Source organism: Vreelandella aquamarina (assembly GCF_020075495.1).
Lineage (GTDB): Bacteria > Pseudomonadota > Gammaproteobacteria > Pseudomonadales > Halomonadaceae > Vreelandella > Vreelandella aquamarina_A.
In genome coordinates this window covers 13,484-37,226 of sequence record NZ_JABYQT010000012.1, presented here as the reverse complement: position 1 = coordinate 37,226, position 23,743 = coordinate 13,484, and the positions used below count along the sequence as shown (strand labels likewise).

Here is a 23,743-nt window from a genome sequence, read left to right as displayed (position 1 = left end):
GGAGCGATGTAATGACCATGACGGTTGGCGAACTCTTCGTGGCGCTGGTGATCATTGCGCTGGCCCTGGTGGCCAGCAATGCACTGCGCCTGAAACTTGCCTGGCTGCGCAGGCTCTTCATGCCAAGCTCGGTGATTGCCGGACTTATCCTCTTGCTGCTGGGCCCGGATGTCATCGGCCGTTTGATCCCCACCCTGTTCGATGATAGCCCAGGCCTGTTTCCCGCCTACGTGCAGGAGAGCTGGTCGGCGCTTCCAGGGCTATTGATCAATGTGGTATTTGCCGCGCTGTTCATCGGCAAGGCCATCCCCGGGCCCAGGACGATCTGGATGCGCGCCGGGCCTCAGGTGGTGGTGGGCCAGACCATGGCCTGGGGGCAGTACGTGGTGGGACTTACCCTGGCGCTGCTGGTACTGGCTCCCTTGTTCAACATGAACCCGATGGTAGGAGCGCTGATCGAGATCGGCTTTGAAGGCGGCCACGGTACGGCAGCCGGCATGGCTGATACCTTTGCCGACTTGGGCTTTGAGGAAGGCGCCGACCTTGCGCTGGGGCTCGCCACGGTCGGGATCGTGTCCGGCGTGCTGATCGGTACGCTGATGATCAATATCGCCGCACGCCGGGGCTTGATTACCCCCAGCAAGGAGAGCGACGACCCGGATGACTTGATGCGCGAGGATGAGCGCCCCTCAACCGACGAGTTCAGCGAGTTCAAGAAAGACCTGACCCATGAAGCCGGCACCACGGACCCGCTGAGCCTGCATATTGGCCTGGTGGGTATCGCCATCTTGCTCGGCTGGCTGATCCTGTCCGGTCTGCAGTGGGTCGAGCAGATGACCTGGGCACGCAACGATGGGCTGGAAATACTGGCGCACGTTCCGCTGTTCCCCATTGCCATGATAGGGGGCGTCATCGTTCAACTGGTGATCACCCGGTTCGGTCTCGAGCACCACGTTTCTACCCGCACCATGGCAAGGATTGCCGGCACGGCTTTGGACTTCACCATCGTGGCGGCTCTCGCCACGCTATCGCTGACCACGCTGGGCGACTACTTCCTGCCGTTTTTGCTGCTTTCCGTGGCGGGCATCGCCTGGGGGCTTTTCGTGCTGGTCGTGATCGCCCCACGGGTCATTCCGGAGAACTGGTTCGAACGGGGCATCGGCGATTTCGGCCAGTCCATGGGCGTTACGGTTACCGGCCTTTTATTGATGCGCATGGCAGACCCGAAAAACGAGTCCGGTGCCTTCGAGAGCTTTGGCTACAAGCAGCTCATGTTCGAGCCGGTGGTAGGCGGCGGCTTGTTTACCGCCGCGGCGCTGCCGCTGATCGCCGAGTTCGGCGCCCTGGCCGTACTGATATTCACCGCGGTGCTGACCCTTGGCTGGCTGGCCTTCGGGCTGCTTTACTTTGGCCGCATGATCCCCGGGCGGGGCAAGGGCCGCTGGAAGCAGTCGTCATGACACAAGCCCTGACATGAAGCCCCCTGACATGAAGCCCCATGCGTGCACTGGCAGGCATGGGGCTTCATGGGGTAGGGCAGAAAAGAGTACGGTAGACAAGAAATAGCAGCAGATGTGCGTTGAACCCTGCCTTGGAGCAGGCTGGCGGTGAGACGGGTCAAATATCAGGTGGCAAATCTTCCCTCTCTTCGGTGGCTACTATAAAAGGGGTCTTGAACATCATGTACAGACCGATGGCAGAAAACCCCAAGAACAGTACAAACATGCATAACATCAGTACCATCGCCATTACGCTTGTCCCTGAAAATACGCGGCTGTGCGTTGTCGTTTTCTAACCGCTTAGATTTAGTATGCCGAAAGGATAGACTAAATCGCTGGCTTCATCTGTACAAAGGCTTTGCATATTATTGCGACGGCACAAAATTATTATAACTATCAATAGCTTGCGAAAAAATAAAAACGCAAAAAAACCATTCCGCTGGTGCGAAATGGTCGTTTTGCATCTGCGCCACTCCCTGGCCTCGACGATTAGCGTGTCCTTACGCTAATACAAGTGAGCAAGATGAGTGTCCTTGAGCTTCCCTATTCTTCTACGTATGGCTCCTGCCTTCCCTTATCGTCTGTCATCTTGCTCACGTTGTTGCTACCTAAGTATTGCACACGCTGGGCCATATCATGCCAATTTGAATTATTTATTATTAAAAACAATACCTTATAAATAAACCGCTCACTCTCATCCCCACCTGACGCGACCACAAAAGTGGTTAAAAAAGGCACATGCGACAAAAAAATACTCCACAGCATGTAACGTTTGGCGCCTTTCATACAATATTTGTACTGCTTATTGGGATTACCCTGGCGTGCTGTCCTACACTCGTTAGGCGAGTAACGATCGCGTGGCATACGCGAGGTTTCCAAGCCGCTTGAACAACAGCTGACTGACATTGCCACCGCCACCTTCAAGGAGTAACGCATGAGTTTTGTACGTGGTATCGAGCATATCGCCCTAACGGTTCCCAACATTGAAGAAGCCGAAGCGTTTTTCATCCAGGCGTTTGACGCAGAGGTACTTTATCGGACGCTTCCCAAGAGCGCAGATGACCAGTCCGGTGAGCAGGTAGGACCCATCAACGGTATGCCCCACGACAATGCGCAGCGTGCCATTTCCATGCTGCGTATGGGCACAGGCGCCAATCTGGAGCTGATCGAGGTGGCAAGCCCCACCGGTGAACCGGCCAATATCAGCACCCTCGGTCCCACTCACTTCTCCATCGTGGTTGACGATATCCAAGCTGCAGGGCGCGCCATCAGGCAAGCCGGTGGCACCATGTTCGACGGGCCGCAGGAGTGCTCTGGAGCCGAAAGCGGGCCAGGCAACCAGCTCTGGTTTTGCCATACTCCCTGGAAAAGCCTCATCGAGATCCTGCAACTGCCCTCAGAGATGACCTACCGGGAAGGCGCGACCAAGACACGCTATATTCCGCCGGCCAGTGAACAAGACGCCAACACGCCTTCTTCCCGGTGACCTGGCTAACCGGCCGCACAAGCTCGCAGCGCCTCGTGAAGATGACCGCTTACGCGTGGTGCTGGGGGCTTATCTGACACGGCGAGTTTTTCTTACCTATTGCGCTATTGCTGGCTACTATAGAAAACAGACAGGCCGCGCGATGGCGAACCTCACTGCTTGCCCACTCAAGTGCCTTCGCTGAACAAGCGCTACTGTCTCGTTCACCAATGACACTTGAGGAAATGGTTCCATGAAACGCAGGGTAATACTGGGTGTAGGGCTACTGACGACGCTGCTTGTCTTGAGCGGCTGCAACACCATTCACGGCGCCGGTGAAGATATCGAGCAAGGCGGCAAGGCCATTCAACAGTCCGCAGCGAGCTGATCTCCATGATGACCGTCTATCTCTCACACGGCTTGGAAAGCGGGCCGGGCGCCCTGAAGATTCAGGCCCTGAAAGGCATTGCGGAAAAACTGGATGACTGCGAGGCGGTCGTCATGGATTACCGGGGCATGGCAGAACCCTCAAGACGCCTGGAGCATCTGCTGGCGACCATTGCCAAGCGCAATGACAAGCCTGAGGAGTGTGTGCTGGCAGGTTCGAGCCTGGGAGGCTGGCTAAGCGCCGCGGCCAGCGCGAAGCACTCCGTGCTCGGCTGTTTCCTGTTGGCCCCGGCGCTGGGGCTGCCCGAGTATCCGCAGACCTCGCCCACCATCGGCGCAAGGCTTACCCATATCATTCATGGCTGGCAGGACGACGTGGTGCCACCTGGCCCGGTGATCGACCACGCCGAGCGGCAGCGGCTCTCGCTACGCATGGTGGATGACGACCACCGCCTGCACGCGAGCCTCGAAACCATTCTTGGCGATTTCGAGCGTTTTCTCGCCCAGTGCCACGCGCTCGACCAGCAGGCGGTTCAGGCCAGCTGTCCGTAGGGCTTTCGGCTACTCGTCGGCGAGCGCCGGCAGCAGGGTCTTGAGCTTGCGCGTCAGCGTATTGCGGCCCCAGCCCAGCAGCTCGGCGGCTTCGCCCTTGCGCCCGCCGGTATGCTTCAACGCCGTTTCGATCAGGATACGCTCGAAGTCCGGCACTGCCTCTTCCAGCAGGTGCGTATGGCCCTCGGCCAGGGCGTGGTCGGCCCACTCCCGAAACGCCGTGCGCCAGTCACCGTGGCCGCCGCTCTCTACGCTTGCAATCGAACGCAGTTCCGGCGGCAGATCCTCGATCAGAATCTCTCGCCCGGAGGCCATGACGGTCAGCCAGCGGCAGATGTTCTCGAGCTGGCGCACGTTGCCCGGCCACGGCAGGCGGGTCAGGTGCGCCTCGGTGTCCGCGGTCAGCACCTTGATATCCGTGGCCAGCTCCTTGGCGGCTTCGGCCAGGAAGTGCCGCGTCAACCGGGGGATATCCTCGCGCCGCTCGGCTAGGCGCGGCAGGTGAATGCGGATGACGTTCAGGCGGTGGAAAAGGTCTTCGCGAAAGCGCCCCTCATCGACCAGCGATTCAAGATTCTGGTGGGTTGCGGCGATGATGCGTACATCCACCTTGACTGGCGTATGCCCGCCTACCCGGTAGAACTCCCCATCGGCCAGCACGCGCAGCAGGCGGGTCTGGGTTTCCGACGGCATGTCGCCGATTTCATCGAGAAACAGCGTGCCGCCGTTGGCCTGCTCGAAGCGCCCCTGACGCTGGGCCGCCGCACCGGTAAACGCCCCCTTCTCGTGGCCGAACAGCTCGGACTCGATAAGATCGCGCGGAATCGCCGCCATGTTCAGTGCAATGAACGGCTTGCCCGCTCGCGGGCTATGCTGGTGAAGCGCCTGGGCGACGCGCTCCTTGCCGGTGCCGGACTCGCCATTGATCAGCACCGTGATATGCGAGTGAGAGAGCCGCCCGATGGCACGAAACACCTCCTGCATGGCCGGCGCTTCACCGATGATTTCTGCATTCAATCCTTCGGGTACACTCACCGGACGTTGCCGCTCGCGGGCGTGGGCCACTGCTCGGCGTACCAGCGCCAGCGCCTCGTCCACATCGAACGGCTTGGGCAGGTATTCGAACGCTCCGCCCTGATAGGAGGCCACGGCGCTATCCAGGTCCGAATGCGCGGTCATCACGATCACCGGCAGATCCGGGTGGGCTTCGCGAATCCGGGCCATCAGATCCAGCCCGTCGATGCCCGGCATGCGGATATCGGTGACCAGCACGTCCGGCGGATCCTCGAGCAGCCTGGACAGCGCCGTATCAGCCCGCTCGATGCACTCGATATCGAGATCCGGCTGTGCCAGTGCGCGTTCGAGCACCCAGCGGATAGCACGGTCGTCGTCCACCACGACCACGCGCGCCACCTCGTTACGTGTTGCCTCAGTCATGACGCTTCTCCGGTGCAGTTAATAACCATGGGAATCAGTAGACGAAATTCGGTATGTCCGGGTTGTGAATCGCATTCGATCAATCCTTGATGTTGGTGCAAGATCGACTGGGCAATGGAAAGCCCCAGCCCACTGCCTTCGGCGCGCCCGGATACCATCGGGTAGAAGAGCGTTTCCTCGAGCCCTTCGGGGACCCCCGGGCCGTTATCGATCACCCCCACCTCGCTGACCAGCCGATGACGTTCGGCGCCAAGCGTGAACTGGCGCCGGGCACGGGTGCGCAGCGTCAGTTCCGGTGCCGGGGTGCCGGCATCGCTCATCGCCTGTACCGCGTTTCTGGCCACGTTGAGCACGGCCTGGATCATCTGCGATTCGTCGCCGGAGAGATCCGGCAGGCTGGGGTCGTAGTCGCGGCTGATGGCAACGTCCGGATGCTCGGCCATCAGCAGTGAACGAACCCGCTCCAGCACCTTGTGGATATTGACCGGCTCGTGCTTGACGATATGGTTGGGGCCGAGCATCGAATCGACGAGATCGCGCAGGCGATCGACCTCTTCGACGATGATATGGGTAAACTCACGCAGCGCCGGATCGCTCAAGTCACGCTCCAGAAGCTGTGCGGCACCACGAATACCGCCCAGCGGATTCTTGACCTCATGGGCCAGCCCCCGGGCCAGTACCTTGATGGTTTCCTGGCGCGTGGTCAGCGCCTCCTCGCGGGAGATCTGCATCAAGCGATCACGAGGCTCCATCTCCAGCAGCAGCTCGTTTTCCGAAAGCGGCGTAACGGTGTAGTCCACCGTCAGCGCTTCGCCACTGACCGGGGTGAGGCGCGCCTCGCGCCGGGTATAGGGATGAAAGGCATCACGCGCCTTGGCCAGCACCTGGTCGATACTTTCATCGCCCCCCAGCAGCGTATCCAGGCTGATCCCCTCCACACGGCTCAAGCTGACCGCCAGCAATGCTTCAGCGGCCGGATTCATCCAGCGCACGCGCAGCTCGCCGTCGAGCAGCAGTACCGCCATGGAAAGATGTTCTAGTAGACGCTGATACATGACGTGTCCTGAGGTATCGCGGGTGAAATCACTCATCGTGCAAGGAAAACTGCAAAAAGCGCGCCAAGTCGTTCACGATTCGGCACCGTGCACAGCATGTGGGCATCAGGCGCTGTCTGGCCGAACGCACTTGGCGCGTGAATCGTCAGCTTCAGCACGCAAGCGCACCATTTTAGTGCATAAAGGCGCATTCAGGCACTGCACGCTCCCCGCTTGAGTGCAATAAAAAAACCCCGCCGAGGCGGGGTTTGAGTGCAGTCACGGCACAGTGATCAGCAGCTGTAGTACATGTCGAACTCGATGGGGTGTGTGGCCATGCGCATGCGCGTCACTTCTTCCATCTTGAGCTCGATGTAGGCGTCGATCATGTCGTCGGTGAACACGCCGCCTTCGGTCAAAAACGCGCGGTCCGCGTCGAGCGCTTCCAGCGCCTGATCCAGGCTGTTGGCGACGGTCGGTACGGCCTTGCCCTCTTCCGGCGGCAGGTCGTACAGGTTCTTGTCCATCGCGTCGCCCGGGTGGATCTTGTTCTTGATGCCGTCGATACCCGCCATCAGCATGGCCGCGAACGCCAGGTAGGGGTTGGCGGTCGGGTCGGGGAAGCGCGTCTCGACACGCTTGCCTTTCGGGCTTGCGGTGTACGGAATACGGATGGAGGCGGAGCGGTTACGCGCGCTGTAGGCGAGCATGACCGGCGCTTCGAAGCCCGGTACCAGACGCTTGTAGGAGTTGGTAGAAGCGTTGGTGAAGGCGTTCAGGGCGCGGGCGTGCTTGATCACACCGCCGATATAGTAAAGCGCCATCTCGGAAAGACCCGCGTACTCGTCACCGGCGAACTGGTTCTGGCCATCTTTCCAGAACGACTGGTGCACGTGCATACCGGAGCCATTGTCGCCAACCAAGGGCTTGGGCATGAAGGTCGCGGTCTTGCCGTAGGCGTGGGCCACGTTGTGGATCACGTACTTCATTTCCTGAACTTCGTCGGCCTTCTTCACCAGGGTGTTGAACTTGACGCCGATTTCGTTCTGACCGGCGTTCGCCACTTCGTGGTGGTGAACTTCGACGGTCTGGCCGATCGCTTCCAGGGTGTTACACATCGCGCCACGGATATCGTGGAAGCTATCGACCGGCGGAACCGGGAAGTAGCCGCCTTTCACGCGCGGACGGTGGCCAAGGTTGCCGCCTTCCACTTCGCTATCGGTCGCCCAGGCGCCCTCTTCCGAGGAGATCTTGAACATGGAGCCCTGGATGTCGGTTTTCCAGTGAACCTGATCGAAGATGAAGAACTCGGGTTCCGGACCGAAGAAGGCAGTGTCACCAAGGCCGGTAGACTCGAGATAGGCCTCGGCGCGCTTGGCGATGGACCGCGGGTCGCGGTCGTAGCCCTGCATGGTGGCCGGCTCGATGATGTCGCAGCGCAGAATGATGGTTGCGTCTTCGGTGAAGGGGTCGAGGAACGCGGTGCCATCTTCCGGGCGCAGAATCATGTCGGATTCGTTGATGCCTTTCCAGCCCTCGATGGAGGAGCCGTCGAACATCTGGCCGTTTTCGAAAAACTCTTCGTCTACATCGCGGGCCGGCACGGTGACGTGCTGCTCTTTGCCGCGAGTATCGGTGAAACGCAGGTCCACCCACTTAACATCATGTTCTTCGATTAGCGCGAGCGTCTTGGCTGACATTGTGTCCTCCGGTATGAGCGTGGCTTAAAGCGTAAAACAGTAAGCGATCGATAAAAATGTTATTAGACAAACGCTGTCATTGGACAGGTAACGTGCCAGGGGCGCGTTTGTCATTGTTGTTCGCTCAACGATTGCCTGATTTGGGTAACGAACCGTCCAGCGATCATTGTAAACCGGCTATCGTTGTAGCACGCCGCAAGGCGCCTGCCTACGACTCGCTAGCCGCTGACAAATATAATGCAGAGACCGTGCCAATCTTGCACCAACATAGCCTATAAACAACTAAGCCATTGTTATGGATAATATAAAACCACCCTGCGCGTGCCTTTAAAGGTCGCATGGCAGCCGGTCGGCGGCGTGTTAACTCTCATAACGCCGCCCCAATGAACCAAAATAGTGCAATAAGCGCTCAAAATGAAACGCTTTGGTGCAAGAAAGGGAAATCAATTGAAGCCGGCGCCTCGCTCGATGCTCTGATGAGCTACGCCTTCAAGCGCTTGCCGAACATCATGGCACCGGTAGTCGTGGTATTGGCAAGCCGGTTCAGAAGGATCGACCCTACTGCGCCCACCACGCCCAGCAAGACGGCATACACCGCCACCGGCAGCGTCATGCGTGCCACGACCACATCGGTGATGGAAAAGAACATCGGATGGGCCAGGTAGATGCCGAAGGAGTAGACATTGATATAGCGCACCCAGCCGGGCGCCGGGCGATCTTTCAAATAGCGCATGGCCACCAGCGTGAACAGCACGAACAGCGGCACGACCCATACCTCCTTGGAAGAGAAGCGCAGCCAGCCCGCCACGCTTGCCGCCACCAGCAGCGCGACCCACAGGCCAAGCCACACAGGCTGGGAAAGCCGCTGCATCCACGCAGGCCGTGCCGGCGCCCTGGTCAAGGAATCGAAGGGGTAGTAGCGCACCAGTACCAGGGCCAGGAAGAACAGATACACCCAGCCAAGCGGCGCAATCCACAGCAGATACCCGGGCAGTTCGACCTCGAGCCAGTAGGCCGTGCCCCAGTACACCATGCTGACCAGACAGCCAAGCCACAGCCACGGCACCGGGTTGAAGCGCCATAGCCGCCAGCGGGTAAACAGCCAGTAAGCCGCGTAGAACTGCATGGCGATGATCAGAAAATAGCCGTGCCAGCCGGCAAACACGAAATACTCCACCGCGTTGTCCACAAAGCCTACCGGCTGCCCGGCCATACCCAGGCGCACCCATTCGGCAGTAGAGTAGATAGTGCCGTACACCAGGTAGGGCAGCATGACGTATTTCACCCGCTGGGCCAGAAAACCCGGCGGCACGGCCTTGTCGTAGCGCATGGCGAACACGAACACCGAGATGAACAGAAAGATCGGTGTACCCAGCACCAGTGGCAGACGCATCAGGTCGGTGGCCAGGTTATCCAGACGCTGATTGACGTGGTCCAGCAAATGAAACAGAAACACCGCCACGCAGCCATAGGCCCGCAACCAGTAAATTTCTTCTATTCTTTTATGCATACCCACTCCGCTGCATGCGCAGGCTTGGCTTGCGCTGAACACTCATGATGATGGCGGGTCCGACTTTATACCATGGCAATAATTCCCGGAGGCGTCTTGTCATTGCTTGCCTTTTTCCGCAGCCGACGCTGCTCACGCTTCCCTGTTGTGATCAAGCTTGCCGCATTACTTGGCCTCTGGGGCCTGTTCAATACGGCCATTGCCGGCGAGGTGCAGCACCACACCTTCGACTCCCCCACGCTCGGCCACTCCTACCCTTATACCGTCTATTTACCCGATGGGTATGACGCCCAGGCAAGCACCCCCTACCCGGTGGTGTATATGCTGCACGGCTCGTTCGGCAACGAGCGCGACTGGGTGGCCAAGGGCAACCTGGCGCAAACCGCCGACCGATTGATTCGCGCCGGGCATATTCCACCGGCGGTCTTCATCATGCCGGGCAGCCGCAGCTGGTGGATCGACGGCCACAACGAAGCCGCGCGCAGCGCCTTCTTCAACGACCTTCTTCCCCACGTGGAAGCCACCTACCGGGTAGGCCAGACACGCGCGCTGCGCGGCGTCGGCGGGCTTTCCGCCGGCGGATTCGGCGCGCTCAACTTCGCCCTGGAAAAGCCCGAGCTGTTCGCCGCCGTGGCCGCGCTCAGCCCGGCAAGCTACGTGCCCTACCCACCGCCCAACTCCTCCGCCCACCGCCACCCGGCGCTGCTGGACGAGCAGGGCAACTTCGACACCGCCCTGTGGGAACAGCACAACTACACCGCCTACCTGGAAGCCTACCGCATCAAGGTAACCCCACGCCCCGGCGACGAGCAGAGCGATGTGCCGCCCGTGCCGCTCTACATCAGCGCCGGCCGCCGCGACGTGTACGATGCCGAGTTCCACGCCCGCCAGCTGCGCCAGGCCATGGAGCGCATTCAACCTAACGACGTGCGCCTTGATCTCTACCCTGGCGGCCATACCTGGCGCGTATGGCGTGCCAGCCTGCCCGCCGCGTTAACCTTTATGTTTCAGCACATTGGCAGCGCCCCTACCGGGCAATAATTGGTGAAATCAACAAAAAGCAAACTACACTTGGCGTATCGGCCAACCGACAAGGAGATAACGATGCATCGACACATTGAATGGGACGACCCGGGCAGCGCCAGCGTATCCAAACTGTTTGCCAACGATCATCACGGCCACGCCCAGATAGGCGACGGCGACATTCTTTCCGCCCGCTACCAGGGCAAGATCGTCCGCGTGGAAGTGGAAGCCTACCGCGAAGAAGACGCCGTCAGCATCGCCAAGGTCGTCGCCATCCTGGACACCAAGGGCAACCGCTTAAAAGGCATGGACAACCTCCACCTCGGCGACATCGTCCGCCTGCCCGACGACAAGCGCGCGTTCGAGAAGCGGGAAGATTACGACTGAGCCAAGCCCGTTACCCTGTTTTAAACAAAGAGCCCGTAAGGGCTCTTTGTGTTTGGTGAAATAGAGCCCTTTGGTATCTACACTGGTTTAAGATAACGGCACATACCGTAGCGCGGCGTAAGCGCCAGCGCACCCGCGAAGCACCGCACAGCGGTGCCCCATGCACAGACACTGCATCTGACTAAGGGAGCCTGGGCGGCAGCGAACCGGGAGTTTGTGCGCGCTGAAGCTGAGCGTCATTTCTGATCTGCCTGGGCGGCAGCGAACCTGATGCGCTATCACAGCACCGGCGGCCAGTGTTTCTGAGCTGCCTGGGCGGCAGCGAACCCCTCCATTGACCGTGCCACCATCCGCAAGATTTTCTGAGCTGCCTGGGCAGCAGCGAACGCAGGGGAAGCAAACGAGTATCTCGGCCACTTTTTCTGAGCTGCCTGGGCGGCAGCGAACGATGGCCAGACCTACATCGGCGTGGGCTCGCTTTTCTGAGCTGCCTGGGCGGCAGCGAACAATAGCAACGCCCGCTATACAGCTGCCCGCGGTTTTCTGAGCTGCCTGGGCGGCAGCGAACGCGATCTGATCGAGTGGACCCTGTCGGGTGGTTTTCTGAGCTGCCTGGGCGGCAGCGAACACTCACCCTGCACGCCTGGGAACGCGTCAGGTATTTCTGAGCTGCCTGGGCGGCAGCGAACTGCAGCGGACAGCGACTCCTCCAGGCGCAGTATTTCTGAGCTGCCTGGGCGGCAGCGAACTGGATACAGGCGAGGTAATGGGGAAATGAAGATTTTCTGAGCTGCCTGGGCGGCAGCGAACTTCAATGCTGCGAAGCGGGTCGCCGAGCAGCGTTTCTGAGCTGCCTGGGCGGCAGCGAACTTCAACCGCGCTCTAACTTTGGATCAAGGGAATTTCTGAGCTGCCTGGGCGGCAGCGAACACGCGCGAAGGCGTCGAGCTCAACATCCAGGCTTTCTGAGCTGCCTGGGCGGCAGCGAACGAAATGGCACCGACCCATGCCCGCACAGTGTCTTTTCTGAGCTGCCTGGGCGGCAGCGAACACTCCAACACGCACGCCGGTCGCCCGCTGACATTTCTGAGCTGCCTGGGCGGCAGCGAACTTCCCAGGTGCAGCAGGCTGTGCCATCGCAATTTTCTGAGCTGCCTGGGCGGCAGCGAACTTAATGAAAATTGACGGCTTGCGGGTCATCCATTTCTGAGCTGCCTGGGCGGCAGCGAACATTAACCAGGCAGCCCAATTGCATTTTGACCTTTTCTGAGCTGCCTGGGCGGCAGCGAACTGGGACGAGTTCTACAGCGTCTTTGCAGGCATTTTCTGAGCTGCCTGGGCGGCAGCGAACATTAAAGGGGGCTCGCCTTCTCCCTGCCAGTCTTTTCTGAGCTGCCTGGGCGGCAGCGAACTTAGCGAAGACACGATAACCGTTAAGTATTCCTTTCTGAGCTGCCTGGGCGGCAGCGAACGCGTACAAGCTCGTCTGTAACCTCGTTGAGTTTTTCTGAGCTGCCTGGGCGGCAGCGAACCGCAGGCACTGACGTTGCCCAAGGACCGGGTGTTTCTGAGCTGCCTGGGCGGCAGCGAACTAGCGGTGGGTATCGCCGACGCCGCGCTTGAGTTTCTGAGCTGCCTGGGCGGCAGCGAACGTCGGGCGCAGACGTAGCAACGATGTAGCAACTTTCTGAGCTGCCTGGGCGGCAGCGAACGCTTACCGGCTAGCTACAGCTATCTTGCAATTTTTCTGAGCTGCCTGGGCGGCAGCGAACGAAACACTGGCGGGCCGTAACTTCGGTGAGCTTTTCTGAGCTGCCTGGGCGGCAGCGAACCTGACGGTAAAGGGCTTGGCGCACACGCTGATTTTCTGAGCTGCCTGGGCGGCAGCGAACGTTTGCCCGTTGATCACCAGGGGGCCGAACCCTTTCTGAGCTGCCTGGGCGGCAGCGAACCAGTCCGGCGAGTGCTGCAGCATGTACTGGTTTTTCTGAGCTGCCTGGGCGGCAGCGAACGTACCGACGCGCTCCCAGTCGACGAACCTATCTTTCTGAGCTGCCTGGGCGGCAGCGAACTGGGTGCGCGCCCATACCGGGTTCGGGCCCCTTTTCTGAGCTGCCTGGGCGGCAGCGAACATTCGTCACCGTGCGAAAGCCGGAGTTGATCATTTCTGAGCTGCCTGGGCGGCAGCGAACCCCATCGCTGGCGTTATCGCAGGTATGTTTGCTTTCTGAGCTGCCTGGGCGGCAGCGAACACTTTAAGCGAATCGCCAAATTTCTTTAGCGATTTCTGAGCTGCCTGGGCGGCAGCGAACAGCGGCCAGTTGCTTGAGGTGCTGGACGACGTTTTCTGAGCTGCCTGGGCGGCAGCGAACCCGAGGTGATCGAGCTACGCAACATCCAGCGATTTCTGAGCTGCCTGGGCGGCAGCGAACAAAACGCGCCACTGCGACGGCGGCGTGTGCAATTTCTGAGCTGCCTGGGCGGCAGCGAACCAGGAGGAATATGGCTCCGCATGGCCTTTTAATTTCTGAGCTGCCTGGGCGGCAGCGAACCACCAGCGTTAGCTCGGCCCGCGTTGCTACCTTTTCTGAGCTGCCTGGGCGGCAGCGAACGTAACGTTAACGCTTAGTGACGAGGGCATTACTTTCTGAGCTGCCTGGGCGGCAGCGAACTTGCGCACGCTCTTCTCTAGCAATGGGCGTTTTTTCTGAGCTGCCTGGGCGGCAGCGAACCAAAATGCCCCCGGGTAGGAGGCGTTCTGCGATTTCTGAGCTGCCTGGGCGGCAGCGAACGGGTTAGCATCACTCTGTGTCGCAATCCACTTTTTCTGAGCTGCCTGGGCGGCAGCGAACCTGGAAATATAAGTACCTATGCCACCAGGACATTTCTGAGCTGCCTGGGCGGCAGCGAACCGGCAATAGCCACAGCGGTTGCCTTATCAGAATTTCTGAGCTGCCTGGGCGGCAGCGAACTCTCAGGCCCACCCCTAGACAGTGTTGAAGGCTTTCTGAGCTGCCTGGGCGGCAGCGAACTCAAATAGGTTGGTAATCCCTTTGCCGCTGACTTTCTGAGCTGCCTGGGCGGCAGCGAACTTATTGATTTGTTGAAAAGCTATTTATTTATAGTTTCTGAGCTGCCTGGGCGGCAGCGAACTGGTAGGCGCATTCTCTGTGCGCCGGTATATATTTCTGAGCTGCCTGGGCGGCAGCGAACCAAAGCCCGTATTGGCCTGCTGGCCCTGTGCATTTCTGAGCTGCCTGGGCGGCAGCGAACGAGGCGAGCGAGCAAGATCCCGATTTCGGCATTTTCTGAGCTGCCTGGGCGGCAGCGAACACCGTGCCCGGCAACATCGTCGAGTTCGAAGCTTTCTGAGCTGCCTGGGCGGCAGCGAACGGTGGGTGGCGGATTACTACGGCATCCCTCTTTTTCTGAGCTGCCTGGGCGGCAGCGAACTGGGCCGTTGCGCTCAAAGTCGCGCTGCGTTTTTTCTGAGCTGCCTGGGCGGCAGCGAACCGTGTTTGGATTAATCGAACGTGTAAACGTCATTTCTGAGCTGCCTGGGCGGCAGCGAACGGCAGCAAGCACGGTCTACAACCAGGGCTTTGTTTCTGAGCTGCCTGGGCGGCAGCGAACCGAGGCGTCTGCCGCTTCCGCTGTGGCTCGCATTTCTGAGCTGCCTGGGCGGCAGCGAACACTTCAGACGGAAGGCAGAAGCGAACAGTTGATTTCTGAGCTGCCTGGGCGGCAGCGAACATCGGGCACGATGCGCTCGAACGGGCTATTGATTTCTGAGCTGCCTGGGCGGCAGCGAACATAAACCGCCAGCCACTGTTTAATCGTCAATATTTCTGAGCTGCCTGGGCGGCAGCGAACTCAGCCGACCGCGACCACCTCCTGGCTGAGCATTTCTGAGCTGCCTGGGCGGCAGCGAACCCATCGGGCTCGGCCTCGCTGCCCAGCGCTACTTTCTGAGCTGCCTGGGCGGCAGCGAACGTACTGGGTGATGAATTCGTCTGTTGCTGCCTTTTCTGAGCTGCCTGGGCGGCAGCGAACAAAATTAGCTAAGTGCGGTACGTTCCGTGCTGTTTCTGAGCTGCCTGGGCGGCAGCGAACTTGATAGGCGGACGTGACGAAACGCAGATCAATTTCTGAGCTGCCTGGGCGGCAGCGAACTAGAGCTTATCAAAAATAATGTGCTGATTGTTAAAGAGCTTTAGCCAAAAAAGCGGTAGCCCCCCTTTCGAAAGTGATACCGCTAAGTGGTTGATTAATGGCTACCCTTTTTCATGTTCAAAAAAAGGGTCAAAACCAGGGCACGGTGGCGGTGGGGCTTAAACCGTAATGGTTGAACGCCCCGGCGACCGGCGTTGCCTGCGGCTTTCCGTGCTCGATGAACAGAGCGAAGCGCTGCTGGGTCGAGCGGCTATTGATTTGCACGAACGGTAGCTCGATGCGCTTTTCCGCCACGTTGGCGTAAATCTCGCGCGCCTCGCTTTCCGAGATGTCGTGCCGCTTGGCATAGCGCTTGGCGCGGCTGGGGCTGCCGGTGTTGAACTGCCTGCGCGCTACGTTGCGGTGCTTCGCATCCGCGGGCACTGGTTGAACCTCGCTCACATTTGTGTGATCACGCATGCCGGTTAGCCAGCTGGCGGCCATCAACTGCTCGAGGCTCATGCGGGTGCCATGCAGGCGCAGGTGCCCGCCCAGCGTGCGGGCGCGAATGCCGTGTTTACACAGCGGGAAGCTGACGCCGATCCCGTTTTCCTGCAGATCGAAAAGTGCGCGGTGCAGCTTGTTATAAAGCGCGCCCATCAGCATGGGCTCGGAAAAATCCGGGTCCGGCCTCAGGCGGATATCGATATAGTGATCCATAACTCACCCCGCATCGCCGAAGACGCCGCCGCGAATCAAGGTGGCCATCACGAAGTGCTGGTTCTCGGTGGAAGGTACCTGATCTTTCAACAGCCAGTTATCCAGCAGGTTGTAGAAATCCACTTTCTGTTTGGGTTGACGGTAAGCCGTGCCCTGGGTAGTCACCGAGCCGTAGGGCTCGACGGCGATGGGGCCAAGATCGCCGCCGTCTTCCGGTGCCGGGTACCAGGTGTCGATGGTACGCAGGGCGTTGCCAAGTTTCTGGGAGTGGATGGCGGCCTGCTTGTCATCACCGATGCTGTAGAGCGTCTTGCTCTTGTCGCCACGGGAGCGGTCGAGAATCAGCTCCTGGGAGGGAAAGACTTCCTGGCCAGCGCCGATGCGGGCGAACGCGACGACATCGAGCAACAGGTACTGCTCGCCGGCCAGCGCCCGGGAGATGGTGGCGCCCAGCTCTTGGGTCTGCGCGTCGCCGTCGAAGTTGCGGGTCGATTGCGCCAGCGCGTCGAAGGTCCAGCTCTTTTCGGGCTGGCCGTCTTTCATCTGGCTGACGATGACCTCGACCTGCTCGGCGCCCATGCGGTTGCGCCACAAAAAGCGTCCGTTGGCGAGGTTGCAGGCGTAGCGGTGGGCCAGCTCACTAAAGCCGTGTTCGCTGACGTAGGCCGATACCATCTGCTTAAGCTTCTTCTGGTACTCGGCGTTGTTGCAGGCAGAAGGCGTACCGGCACCGGCCAGTACCCGTAGCGTGAAGCGCACCGCCAGCGTGTCAGCATCGTGTGGCAAGGTCGCGACATCCACCGTTTGCAGGTTAGGGTTCTCGATCGCGGCATCGAGTTTGAGTGGGTCCTGATCTTTCGCTTTCAAACGATTGGAAATCGTGCCGCGCACCGATTTTTCGCGGACCGGAATGAAGCCCCACTGCGCCACCTGGGCGCGGTCTTCCCAGCTACCGGCACGAAATAGCGCATCGGAGGGATCGAGTTTGCGCTCGAAGGCGAGGACGGATGCGGTTTTGAGTGTATCGTTCTTGGCCATGTCGTTTCCCCTTTGATTAGTCTTGTTGCCGCGTATTGGCGTAGTCGTTTTGAAGGCGGTAGATGCCGCGTTCGAGATCGTTGTCCACGAACCACATCAGGTCATCAGGCGATTGAAGGCGATGCGGGCTGACCCACTCGCCGATGGAGTAGAGGCTTTCCACAAACTGGAAGGGCACCTCGGGGTCGCGGGCATTGGCAACCTCACCGGGTGAGTAGAGATCCGAAATTGCGCCATAGCCGACCGGGATCGGCACCAGCCAGCCAGGGTACGGCCGGCGCACGTTCCATCGCACGACCTCCTTCTCCTTGCCGTCCTTATCGCCCTTGTCGGCTTTTACCTGCTCGGTATGGCATTCGTGATTCAGCCGAGACAGATCGAGCCAGGCATCCAGCGCCGTGGCGTTTTCATCCCGGGCTTTAAGCGTGGCGGTATGCTCGACCAAAAGATCGTCGCGCAGGACCAACGCAAAACCGGGCAGAAGGCGCCGTTTGAGACGCTGCCACTGTTTCTTCCTGTCCGATTCCAGGGCGCTGAAGCTGACCAGCTCTGGACGGTGGCGCTTCTGGGTATCGAGCGACGGCATGACGCTGCCGCCCGCGATACGCATTCCCTGAATCTGCTCGTAAAGCGCCTGCGCGATAGCGCGGCGGCGGTCGGCGCTGCCGAGATCGTCGCCTTTTGATTCCACGCCGATCAGCAGGCTGACCTCCAGGTGCGCGCGCCCTTCTTCGACGATGGCCGCCGTGCCGCCGGATTTATCGACCGGGTTGCGCGTCAGGTGAAACGCCTTGATGAAGCCGCCTTCGGTCACTTGCGGCTCGATGTAGTGACACACCACGCCAATCTCGTTAAAGACCAACTTGATGTCGTCCGGCAGGTTACGCTCCAGCACCTGCTGAACGCCCACGAAGGCGCTCATGGCCGGAAAGCCCCAGGTCATCGGGCTGGAAATGGCATTGGCGTTCTGGATGCGCAGCCGGGGAAGCAACAGGAGATGGTCGATCATGAGGGTTCTCCTGGCAGGTTGTCGTCATCGTCGCGCAGGGCATCCTGCAGATCGTCCAGTTGCCGGCGGAAGTTCTGAACGACAGCGCCGACCTGTTTTTCCCAGTAGGCGTGCTCGGTGTCGCCCATGCTCAGCGAGCTTTTGTAGCCAAGCTCACGATTGAACCAGCTCGCCGCGCGATCACTGATCACTTCGTGCCAGTTGGATTGCCGGCGCGCCTGGTCGAAGTCGGCATCCTGATGGGCGCGCCCCGGGTCGAGCCAAAACTGCTCCTCTTCCACCAACTCGCATTTTTTATCAGTAGTCCAACCGGGTGCTAGCGTGTGCATATCGAAGGTGAACAGCATTAACTCGTCAATCAGAACGGTGACGTAGTCATCACGTAAATCCCGTGTGTGCATGTTGCTGTTGGGATCGGTTTCCAGAAATCGCTTCAACTCATCAAGCGTTTTCCATACGTCCGGGCGGCGCTTGAAACTACGAAATGCTTCGCGCATGGGCGGGGTGATTTCTCGCGACTTCCAGTTCGGCGGAAGTGAGGCAAGCAGGTAGTTCTGCCCGCCCCGCTCGCTGTTGAGCTGGGAGATATTCTGGGGTTTGGTGCCGCCCAGCTTCTGCACGGCCAGGTTGAGGTAATCGCTGTAGCCACCCTCGAAAGCAGCGCCCTCTCGGCGGGCCTTGCGCCCAGTTTTGGCATGTTCACCGAAGCGTGCTTCGCTGAGGCGTGCATGAAAGGGGTGCGTCAGGGCGGTGGCGTAAAGCGGCGCCAAAAGATGATAACCGTCGTTCTCGGCAGGCTCATCGCCCACCAGCCAGTACACCTGTTTACCTCGCGCGTGCGAACTGGGCGTTCCCTTTGGCTCCACGATATTGGCAAAGGCACGCGTCCACTCCTGCGCCTCGTCCTGATTGTCGCTGAGCGCTTCGATCAATTCACTGTCGTGATCGAGCGCCCGTTCCAACAGCGAGCGGCCTTGCCATTCGAGCTTCAGAAACTTGTAGACATCCAGCGCGGCGGCATTGCCGACGACATCACCCTGAAAATCACTCGGCAAACAATGGCTACCGACCAGGTTGCCACGGTCGAGCGATCCGGGTTCGACATAAAGATTGGTGCCCTTGGCATCCGGGTGGACCGCCTTGAGCGAGTGAGTAACGACCTGCAGCTGGCTGACCCGCCGCGCAGCATCGGCCAGCCAGGTTGGCGGGGCGAACTGCTCTTGCAGCTTGAGGTAGACGGGATCGTCCGGCGTCACCTTCTCGGTTTTGGTGGCAAAGCGGTTCTGAATGAAACCATGAATAAGCGCTTTCAACGATGGCGGTTGATACGGTGGTTCGGTCATAACGCTCCTTTATTTCCCTGTTTATCGTTTGAGCTTACTTTCTTCTCACAAACCCCAACGCCGGATGGAAATGCCATCCATACGGGGCGTAGTCGGTTTTCAGTCGAATGCGGCCAAAACGTTTGGCGCAGCGTTCCAGGCTCATGTCCATGGCTTCGGCCTGCTCGGCGAGGGCCGCCATGTAGTCCGGCTCGTTCCAGGGCGTGAGGCGCGGGTTTTCCAGCAGCGTATTCGGCAGCCGATCCAGCTCCCGTTCTACCAGCGTTAGCGTTTCTTCCTGGCCGTCTTTTTCCACGCGGTAAAACAGGTAATCCTCTTCCGCCTCGTCGGGCAGCAGCACGAACTCGCTCTCCTGGGCGTTGTCTTCGCGAAATGGCGCGTGCTGCTGGGCAGCGGCGCCAAGCGTCATCGAGGCGGGGCGATAGAAAAGATATGCACCAGGATCGACTCTTGAAGCCTCTCCCCGACGCTTGCGCCGTCTGGGCGCGCCTGATGGCTCGGCGCCTTCGACCATCAGCGAGGCCAACCGCGCGTGTTCCAGATCGACCAGTTTGCCGGCTGGCTCAAGCACCTCGGCGGGTGTCAGGCGTGGGCGGGAGTCGATAGGGTCGATCTCCCCTTCACGCAGCACGTCGGTCAGCCTGTGTGCCTTCAGCGGCCAGAACTGCTCGGTCTCGAAGCCCGGGTGGCTGAAGGCGGGCCGCCTTCCTTCCAGGTGCTTCACGTTGGTATCGAGCAGCGCGATGTTGGGTTGATCGATGGCCTCTGGCCGATGCCGGCGAACGCGCCCGGCGAGCTGAATGATCGAACGCATGGAGGAAGGCTCGACGATGGCCCAGTCGTAATCGTGGTCGCGCCCTACTTCGGTCACGGGCGAGCCCAGCACGATGAACAGGTGATCGTTCGTCGCCCCCTTCAGTCGCGCACGAATGTCGGGCCGCTCGAAAACACTCAGCGCGTCACGGCGGTCCAGCGTTCGATCAAGCCGCGCCTCCAGCCGCGAGCGCAGCAGCAGCGGAAACTGCGAGTGATAGACGCAAAGATGAATCTGCTTTCCCTCGGGAATCTGCGAGCGGTAAAGCGCCTGCGCCACGGCGACCAGCGGCGCAATGTTGGCCATGCGCACCAGGCCGAAACTGACCCGCTTGCCGCTTCGTGGATCGCTGGTGTGGTGTCCCTCGTGCAGCGCTTGGGCCTGATCGATGATCGTTCTGGCCAATACTTCGGCAATGTCATCGGGCGAGGAAGGCGCCGCCAGGGGCACGACGTAGCCACGCCGCAGCGCTGGCTGCGCCGCGAGTTTGCCGGCACGCTTGCGGGCGAACGCAGCATGCGCGGCCTCAAAGCGAACCCCATCGGCGCAGCTTTCCTGCGCGCAGCCGTGCTCGTCGAACCAGGCGCAGACCGGCTCGACGGGAACACCCGGTTCGCCCCGGTGGCGCTGATATTCGCCACGGCCTTCACAGTAGGCGTCGAACAGGCCGCGCACCAGCGCAGGCGGTAACGTGGCGGAGGAAAGCAGTACGCGGGAACCCAGCATGCCCGCCCAGTAGACCAGCCGGGTGAGCGCGGGCAGGTCGTCGATATCGAAGTCGTCCGGCTCGTCGAGCACCAAGTCGCTTCCCATCAGGCGCAGCATCGGGGCGATTTGATGCCCACCGCGCAGACTTTCGGTGGCGGGCATCAGATGATCGATGGTGGTGACTAGAATCGGCGCGCAGATCAGCGAGCGCGCACGAGGGTCAGCCACCGCCTTGCTCAAGAGAGGATGCGTATCGACGTTGCCTTCGAAGTGGACATGGCTCTGTTCGTCCAGCAAATCTGCACGGGAGTCCGAGCCGCCCTGCGCCTGTTGATGCTCGAACAGTGCCCGGCTGGCGGTCCCGCCCACGCGTACCGCCAGATCGTCGCTGCCGAGCCCCAGCCGCTCCCGGTAGGCTTGCCCCGTTTGCAGCGTCAACGTGCGAAGCCCCAGCGCAATCGAAAAGCGAGCCCCAAGTTCAGGCTCGCTCAGGCCATAGAAGATGCGCCCGTTGGCAATCGTCTTGCCACACCCGGTGGAGGCCATGTTGATACCGAAAAAGCCCTGACGGCGGCTTTTGTCACGCACGCCTACGGCGAGATCAAAGGCTTTGTCCTGCCAGCGAAAACGCGGATTCTTGCTGCGCGCCTTGAATCCTTTGTGCCCGGTGATACCGCTCATCGCCTTGACCATATCGGGCAGCCGATGAGTGATTTCACCGACCGCGCGCGTGACGCCCAACAGATGCTCCGTCAGCGGCTGGCTCATCTGGCGCTTGTTATTGACCGTGGCGGTATTGGCATACAGCGTTTTCTTCCAGGGGCCCGCCAGCCGCCCCGCACCGGTCAGGCTGGAGTAGTGATGGTCCGCCAGCATCAGCGCCATGCGGGCCAGGTGCATCACGTAGGGGAATTCCAGCGGCTTGATCGGGTTCTTCAGCGCCCCCAGCTGACGCACCAGGCGCTGCGCCCGTTCCTGCCAGGGCTTTTCGTTGACCGGCAGGCCATGGGGAAAGCGCCAGTAAGGCGCCACTTCGTTTTCCGGGGCCGCCTCGACGCGTTCGTTCCAGGCAGCGGTGATGTCTCTGGGCAGCGTGGGCAGGCTGGCGTGATTAAGTGGCGCCCTGGCACCTGACCACTTTTGCGTCACACCATCATCGTCGTAAGCGGGTAGTGCCGGCAGGCGGTGGTGGCTGACGATCAGCCAGCCAATCGCCGCGGCCAGAGGCGGTAAATGGTCGAAGGGCCGTTCTTGTTCCAGGTCCGCCAATCCGTCGCAGCGCAGCTTTTCCAGCCATGCGGCATCCTCGTTGTCCGAAAGGGTTTCGAGACGCCCAAGCCACGTCGCATCGTCATCGTCACCCACGAACGCTTCCAGCAGGCGCAGCGAACCCCACTCGTGGCGGTAGCGGTTGCGCCCTTCCAGCTTGCCCTGCAGTCGACGCTGAAAGGCGTCGCTTGCCTTGCCCAGGTCGTGAAAGAGCGCGGCCATCGAGGCCAGCAGGTGAATCAACCGGCCGCTGTGCCAGTCGTTTTCGTCCTCGGCACGCAGGATATTGCGCCGGGTGGTATTGGTCGGTGTGGCGCCTTTCATGTTGAACTGCGAGGCGTCCCCTACTACCCACATAAGCTCGCTGTGGTCGTGGCCGCGAATCCAGTGGCAGGCCACGGCGGTGTTCTTGCGGGCGGTCTTGCGCAAGAGCTTTCTCAGCGTATCCAGCCCGGCCTGGGTGATCGGGGTCTGCCAGGTGCGATTGCCCCGGCGCTCGGCGAACTGATCGAGAATGCGTCGGGTCTCTTTCAGCGCATTCTTGTTGCACTGGGAGATCAGCAGCACGTTCATGACGCATCGCTCCCCTCTTCTTGCCCCAGTGCCTGCGCCACGTCCTTGAGCGTATCGATCATGAAATCGAGCGCCTCACAGCGCGTCAGACGCTCGATACAGGCTTGGCGGAATTCCTGCTCTTCATCGCCGCGCATGGCGGAAATGAACGCCTGGGGCAGGATTACCGCATCCTTTACCAGGTCTGCCACGTCGAACACCAGCCCGCCCCGGCGGGTCTTGCCGTGCAGCACCGCCAGGCCGTGGGGAATGCCCAGCACCCAGGTGGCGGTGGCGGCCAGCCCATAAGCCAGGTAGTTGCCGTGATCAAGGAAACGGTTGGCGGGATCAATCCCCGCGCCCCGCTTGGCGCGCGTGAAATCACCGTACTCGGTGGCCTCGACCGCCAGCTTGAAAAGCGTTTTGGTCAGGCGTGCTTCCAGCGTCAGCAGGTCCACCGTACTGGGTGCGTGATGAATGGCGTCGCGGTGATGGGCCAGCGCACCGTGCAGGCGCTCCTTGTTGATCATGAAGCCGGTATCCTTCATTACCCGGCTGGTCCAGAGTGCCTCTATACGGGCAAGGCGTGCCTGCTGAAACGCTCGAGCGGCGTCTAGGCGCTTTTTATCGTCGAACCAGAAACGTACCCAGTACTGCAGATACTCGGTGGGGCGGTATTCGCTTTGCGGGGTCAGCCAGGCAACGTCCACGTCCACCTCATTGGCGGCGAACAGCGGCGTGCCGCCTCCGCCGCAGAACCCGACCAGTACCCCCGCCTTTGCCAGCTCGCGCATGGCGGCCTGGGTGATCGAGGTGCCGGTGCCCAACAGCAGCGAGGTGGTATTGGCAATAGGGATATTCCAGTAGCGCGACTTGCTGCCTTCGTCGGTGACGTACTCGACCCGTCCGCCGTTGACCAGTACGCGGCAGTGCTGCAGGTAGTAAAGGTTCGCGCGTTTCGAGTGCAGGATGGTTTTTAAATCCGATGGTGAAAAATCGTCCACTGCCTGTTCCCCTTTTTTTCTTCATCTAATCATTCTTGCCCTTCGAACACCATCAACCTTAGTTCTACTTAGATCTTCACCTGCCGGGCAGCCCTCTTCCATTTGCATGCTACGCTTAACATCACTTTCCCTTGATGACA

At 60.3% G+C, this 23,743-nt stretch carries 16 protein-coding genes and 1 CRISPR repeat array; of the genes, 6 read left to right on the top strand and 10 right to left on the bottom strand.

Annotation, left to right across the window (positions count from 1 at the left end; translation table 11 throughout):
• Window positions 1-11 precede the first annotated feature (11 nt).
• From HW452_RS15145 to HW452_RS15130, 4 genes are all read left to right on the top strand, one after another.
• Window positions 12-1,460 carry a sodium/glutamate symporter gene (locus tag HW452_RS15145; RefSeq protein ID WP_224106934.1) on the top strand — a complete coding sequence of 483 codons (1,449 nt, stop codon included), beginning with the start codon at window positions 12-14 and terminating at the stop codon, window positions 1,458-1,460.
• A gap of 973 nt (window positions 1,461-2,433) precedes the next feature.
• The gene (locus tag HW452_RS15140; protein ID WP_224106933.1) at window positions 2,434-2,985 is read left to right on the top strand and encodes a VOC family protein; all 552 of its coding nucleotides are present in this window, start codon (window positions 2,434-2,436) and stop codon (window positions 2,983-2,985) included.
• A gap of 232 nt (window positions 2,986-3,217) precedes the next feature.
• The gene (locus HW452_RS15135; protein ID WP_224106932.1) at window positions 3,218-3,352 is read left to right on the top strand and encodes an entericidin A/B family lipoprotein; all 135 of its coding nucleotides are present in this window, start codon (window positions 3,218-3,220) and stop codon (window positions 3,350-3,352) included.
• 5 nt (window positions 3,353-3,357) lie between these two features.
• Window positions 3,358-3,903, top strand: coding sequence for a YqiA/YcfP family alpha/beta fold hydrolase (locus HW452_RS15130; RefSeq protein ID WP_224106931.1), 546 nt, complete (start codon window positions 3,358-3,360; stop codon window positions 3,901-3,903).
• Between the two features lie 9 nt (window positions 3,904-3,912).
• Here the strand turns inward: HW452_RS15130 and ntrC are convergent, their stop codons facing one another.
• From ntrC to HW452_RS15110, 4 genes are all read right to left on the bottom strand, one after another.
• The gene (gene ntrC / locus HW452_RS15125; protein WP_224106930.1) at window positions 3,913-5,340 is read right to left on the bottom strand and encodes a nitrogen regulation protein NR(I); all 1,428 of its coding nucleotides are present in this window, start codon (window positions 5,338-5,340) and stop codon (window positions 3,913-3,915) included.
• Window positions 5,337-6,395, bottom strand: coding sequence for a nitrogen regulation protein NR(II) (glnL, locus tag HW452_RS15120; RefSeq protein WP_224106929.1), 1,059 nt, complete (start codon window positions 6,393-6,395; stop codon window positions 5,337-5,339). Before glnL ends, ntrC begins: the two co-directional genes overlap by 4 nt.
• A 272-nt stretch (window positions 6,396-6,667) precedes the next feature.
• A complete protein-coding gene (glnA, locus tag HW452_RS15115; protein ID WP_224106928.1) occupies window positions 6,668-8,074 on the bottom strand; it encodes a glutamate--ammonia ligase in 1,407 nt (468 codons plus the stop codon).
• Between the two features lie 481 nt (window positions 8,075-8,555).
• Window positions 8,556-9,584, bottom strand: a complete 1,029-nt coding sequence (locus HW452_RS15110) for an acyltransferase family protein (RefSeq protein WP_224106927.1) — start codon at window positions 9,582-9,584, stop codon at window positions 8,556-8,558.
• A 147-nt stretch (window positions 9,585-9,731) separates the two neighbouring features.
• Between HW452_RS15110 and HW452_RS15105 the strand changes: the two genes are divergently transcribed.
• Complete coding sequence (locus HW452_RS15105) at window positions 9,732-10,625, top strand: alpha/beta hydrolase (protein WP_425348115.1); 894 nt, start codon at window positions 9,732-9,734, stop codon at window positions 10,623-10,625.
• Window positions 10,626-10,688: 63 nt separating this feature from the next.
• Window positions 10,689-10,994, top strand: a complete 306-nt coding sequence (locus HW452_RS15100) for a hypothetical protein (protein ID WP_224106926.1) — start codon at window positions 10,689-10,691, stop codon at window positions 10,992-10,994.
• Window positions 10,995-11,233: 239 nt separating this feature from the next.
• A CRISPR array of direct repeats spans window positions 11,234-15,167; the repeat unit is 28 nt; unit sequence TTTCTGAGCTGCCTGGGCGGCAGCGAAC.
• A gap of 129 nt (window positions 15,168-15,296) precedes the next feature.
• Here the strand turns inward: HW452_RS15100 and cas6f are convergent.
• Genes cas6f through cas1f form a run of 6 tightly spaced genes read right to left on the bottom strand, consistent with a single transcriptional unit; the run spans window position 15,297 to window position 23,603 of the window.
• Window positions 15,297-15,866, bottom strand: a complete 570-nt coding sequence (cas6f, locus tag HW452_RS15095) for a type I-F CRISPR-associated endoribonuclease Cas6/Csy4 (protein WP_224106925.1) — start codon at window positions 15,864-15,866, stop codon at window positions 15,297-15,299.
• A 3-nt stretch (window positions 15,867-15,869) separates the two neighbouring features.
• Complete coding sequence (gene csy3 / locus HW452_RS15090) at window positions 15,870-16,904, bottom strand: type I-F CRISPR-associated protein Csy3 (RefSeq protein WP_224106924.1); 1,035 nt, start codon at window positions 16,902-16,904, stop codon at window positions 15,870-15,872.
• 16 nt (window positions 16,905-16,920) lie between these two features.
• Window positions 16,921-17,913: a type I-F CRISPR-associated protein Csy2 gene (gene csy2 / locus HW452_RS15085; RefSeq protein ID WP_224106923.1), complete on the bottom strand. Its 993-nt coding sequence runs from the start codon at window positions 17,911-17,913 to the stop codon at window positions 16,921-16,923.
• Window positions 17,910-19,256, bottom strand: a complete 1,347-nt coding sequence (gene csy1, locus HW452_RS15080; RefSeq protein ID WP_224106922.1) for a type I-F CRISPR-associated protein Csy1 — start codon at window positions 19,254-19,256, stop codon at window positions 17,910-17,912. The genes csy2 and csy1 overlap by 4 nt, the downstream gene beginning before the upstream one ends.
• A gap of 34 nt (window positions 19,257-19,290) precedes the next feature.
• Window positions 19,291-22,620, bottom strand: coding sequence for a type I-F CRISPR-associated helicase Cas3f (cas3f, locus tag HW452_RS15075; RefSeq protein WP_224106921.1), 3,330 nt, complete (start codon window positions 22,618-22,620; stop codon window positions 19,291-19,293).
• A complete protein-coding gene (gene cas1f / locus HW452_RS15070; protein WP_224106920.1) occupies window positions 22,617-23,603 on the bottom strand; it encodes a type I-F CRISPR-associated endonuclease Cas1f in 987 nt (328 codons plus the stop codon). The genes cas3f and cas1f overlap by 4 nt, the downstream gene beginning before the upstream one ends.
• Window positions 23,604-23,743: the final 140 nt, after the last annotated feature.

Bases quoted from the DNA above. Each gene is read 5' to 3' on its own strand.
- HW452_RS15145 (WP_224106934.1), top strand. From the start codon at position 12: ATGACCATGACGGTTGGCGAACTCTTCGTGGCGCTGGTGATCATTGCG.
- cas6f (WP_224106925.1), bottom strand. From the start codon at position 15,866: ATGGATCACTATATCGATATCCGCCTGAGGCCGGACCCGGATTTTTCC.
- HW452_RS15130 (WP_224106931.1), top strand. From the start codon at position 3,358: ATGATGACCGTCTATCTCTCACACGGCTTGGAAAGCGGGCCGGGCGCC.
- csy2 (WP_224106923.1), bottom strand. From the start codon at position 17,913: ATGATCGACCATCTCCTGTTGCTTCCCCGGCTGCGCATCCAGAACGCC.
- csy3 (WP_224106924.1), bottom strand. From the start codon at position 16,904: ATGGCCAAGAACGATACACTCAAAACCGCATCCGTCCTCGCCTTCGAG.
- HW452_RS15135 (WP_224106932.1), top strand. From the start codon at position 3,218: ATGAAACGCAGGGTAATACTGGGTGTAGGGCTACTGACGACGCTGCTT.
- HW452_RS15140 (WP_224106933.1), top strand. From the start codon at position 2,434: ATGAGTTTTGTACGTGGTATCGAGCATATCGCCCTAACGGTTCCCAAC.
- glnA (WP_224106928.1), bottom strand. From the start codon at position 8,074: ATGTCAGCCAAGACGCTCGCGCTAATCGAAGAACATGATGTTAAGTGG.
- ntrC (WP_224106930.1), bottom strand. From the start codon at position 5,340: ATGACTGAGGCAACACGTAACGAGGTGGCGCGCGTGGTCGTGGTGGAC.
- HW452_RS15110 (WP_224106927.1), bottom strand. From the start codon at position 9,584: ATGCATAAAAGAATAGAAGAAATTTACTGGTTGCGGGCCTATGGCTGC.
- glnL (WP_224106929.1), bottom strand. From the start codon at position 6,395: ATGTATCAGCGTCTACTAGAACATCTTTCCATGGCGGTACTGCTGCTC.
- cas3f (WP_224106921.1), bottom strand. From the start codon at position 22,620: ATGAACGTGCTGCTGATCTCCCAGTGCAACAAGAATGCGCTGAAAGAG.
- csy1 (WP_224106922.1), bottom strand. From the start codon at position 19,256: ATGACCGAACCACCGTATCAACCGCCATCGTTGAAAGCGCTTATTCAT.
- HW452_RS15100 (WP_224106926.1), top strand. From the start codon at position 10,689: ATGCATCGACACATTGAATGGGACGACCCGGGCAGCGCCAGCGTATCC.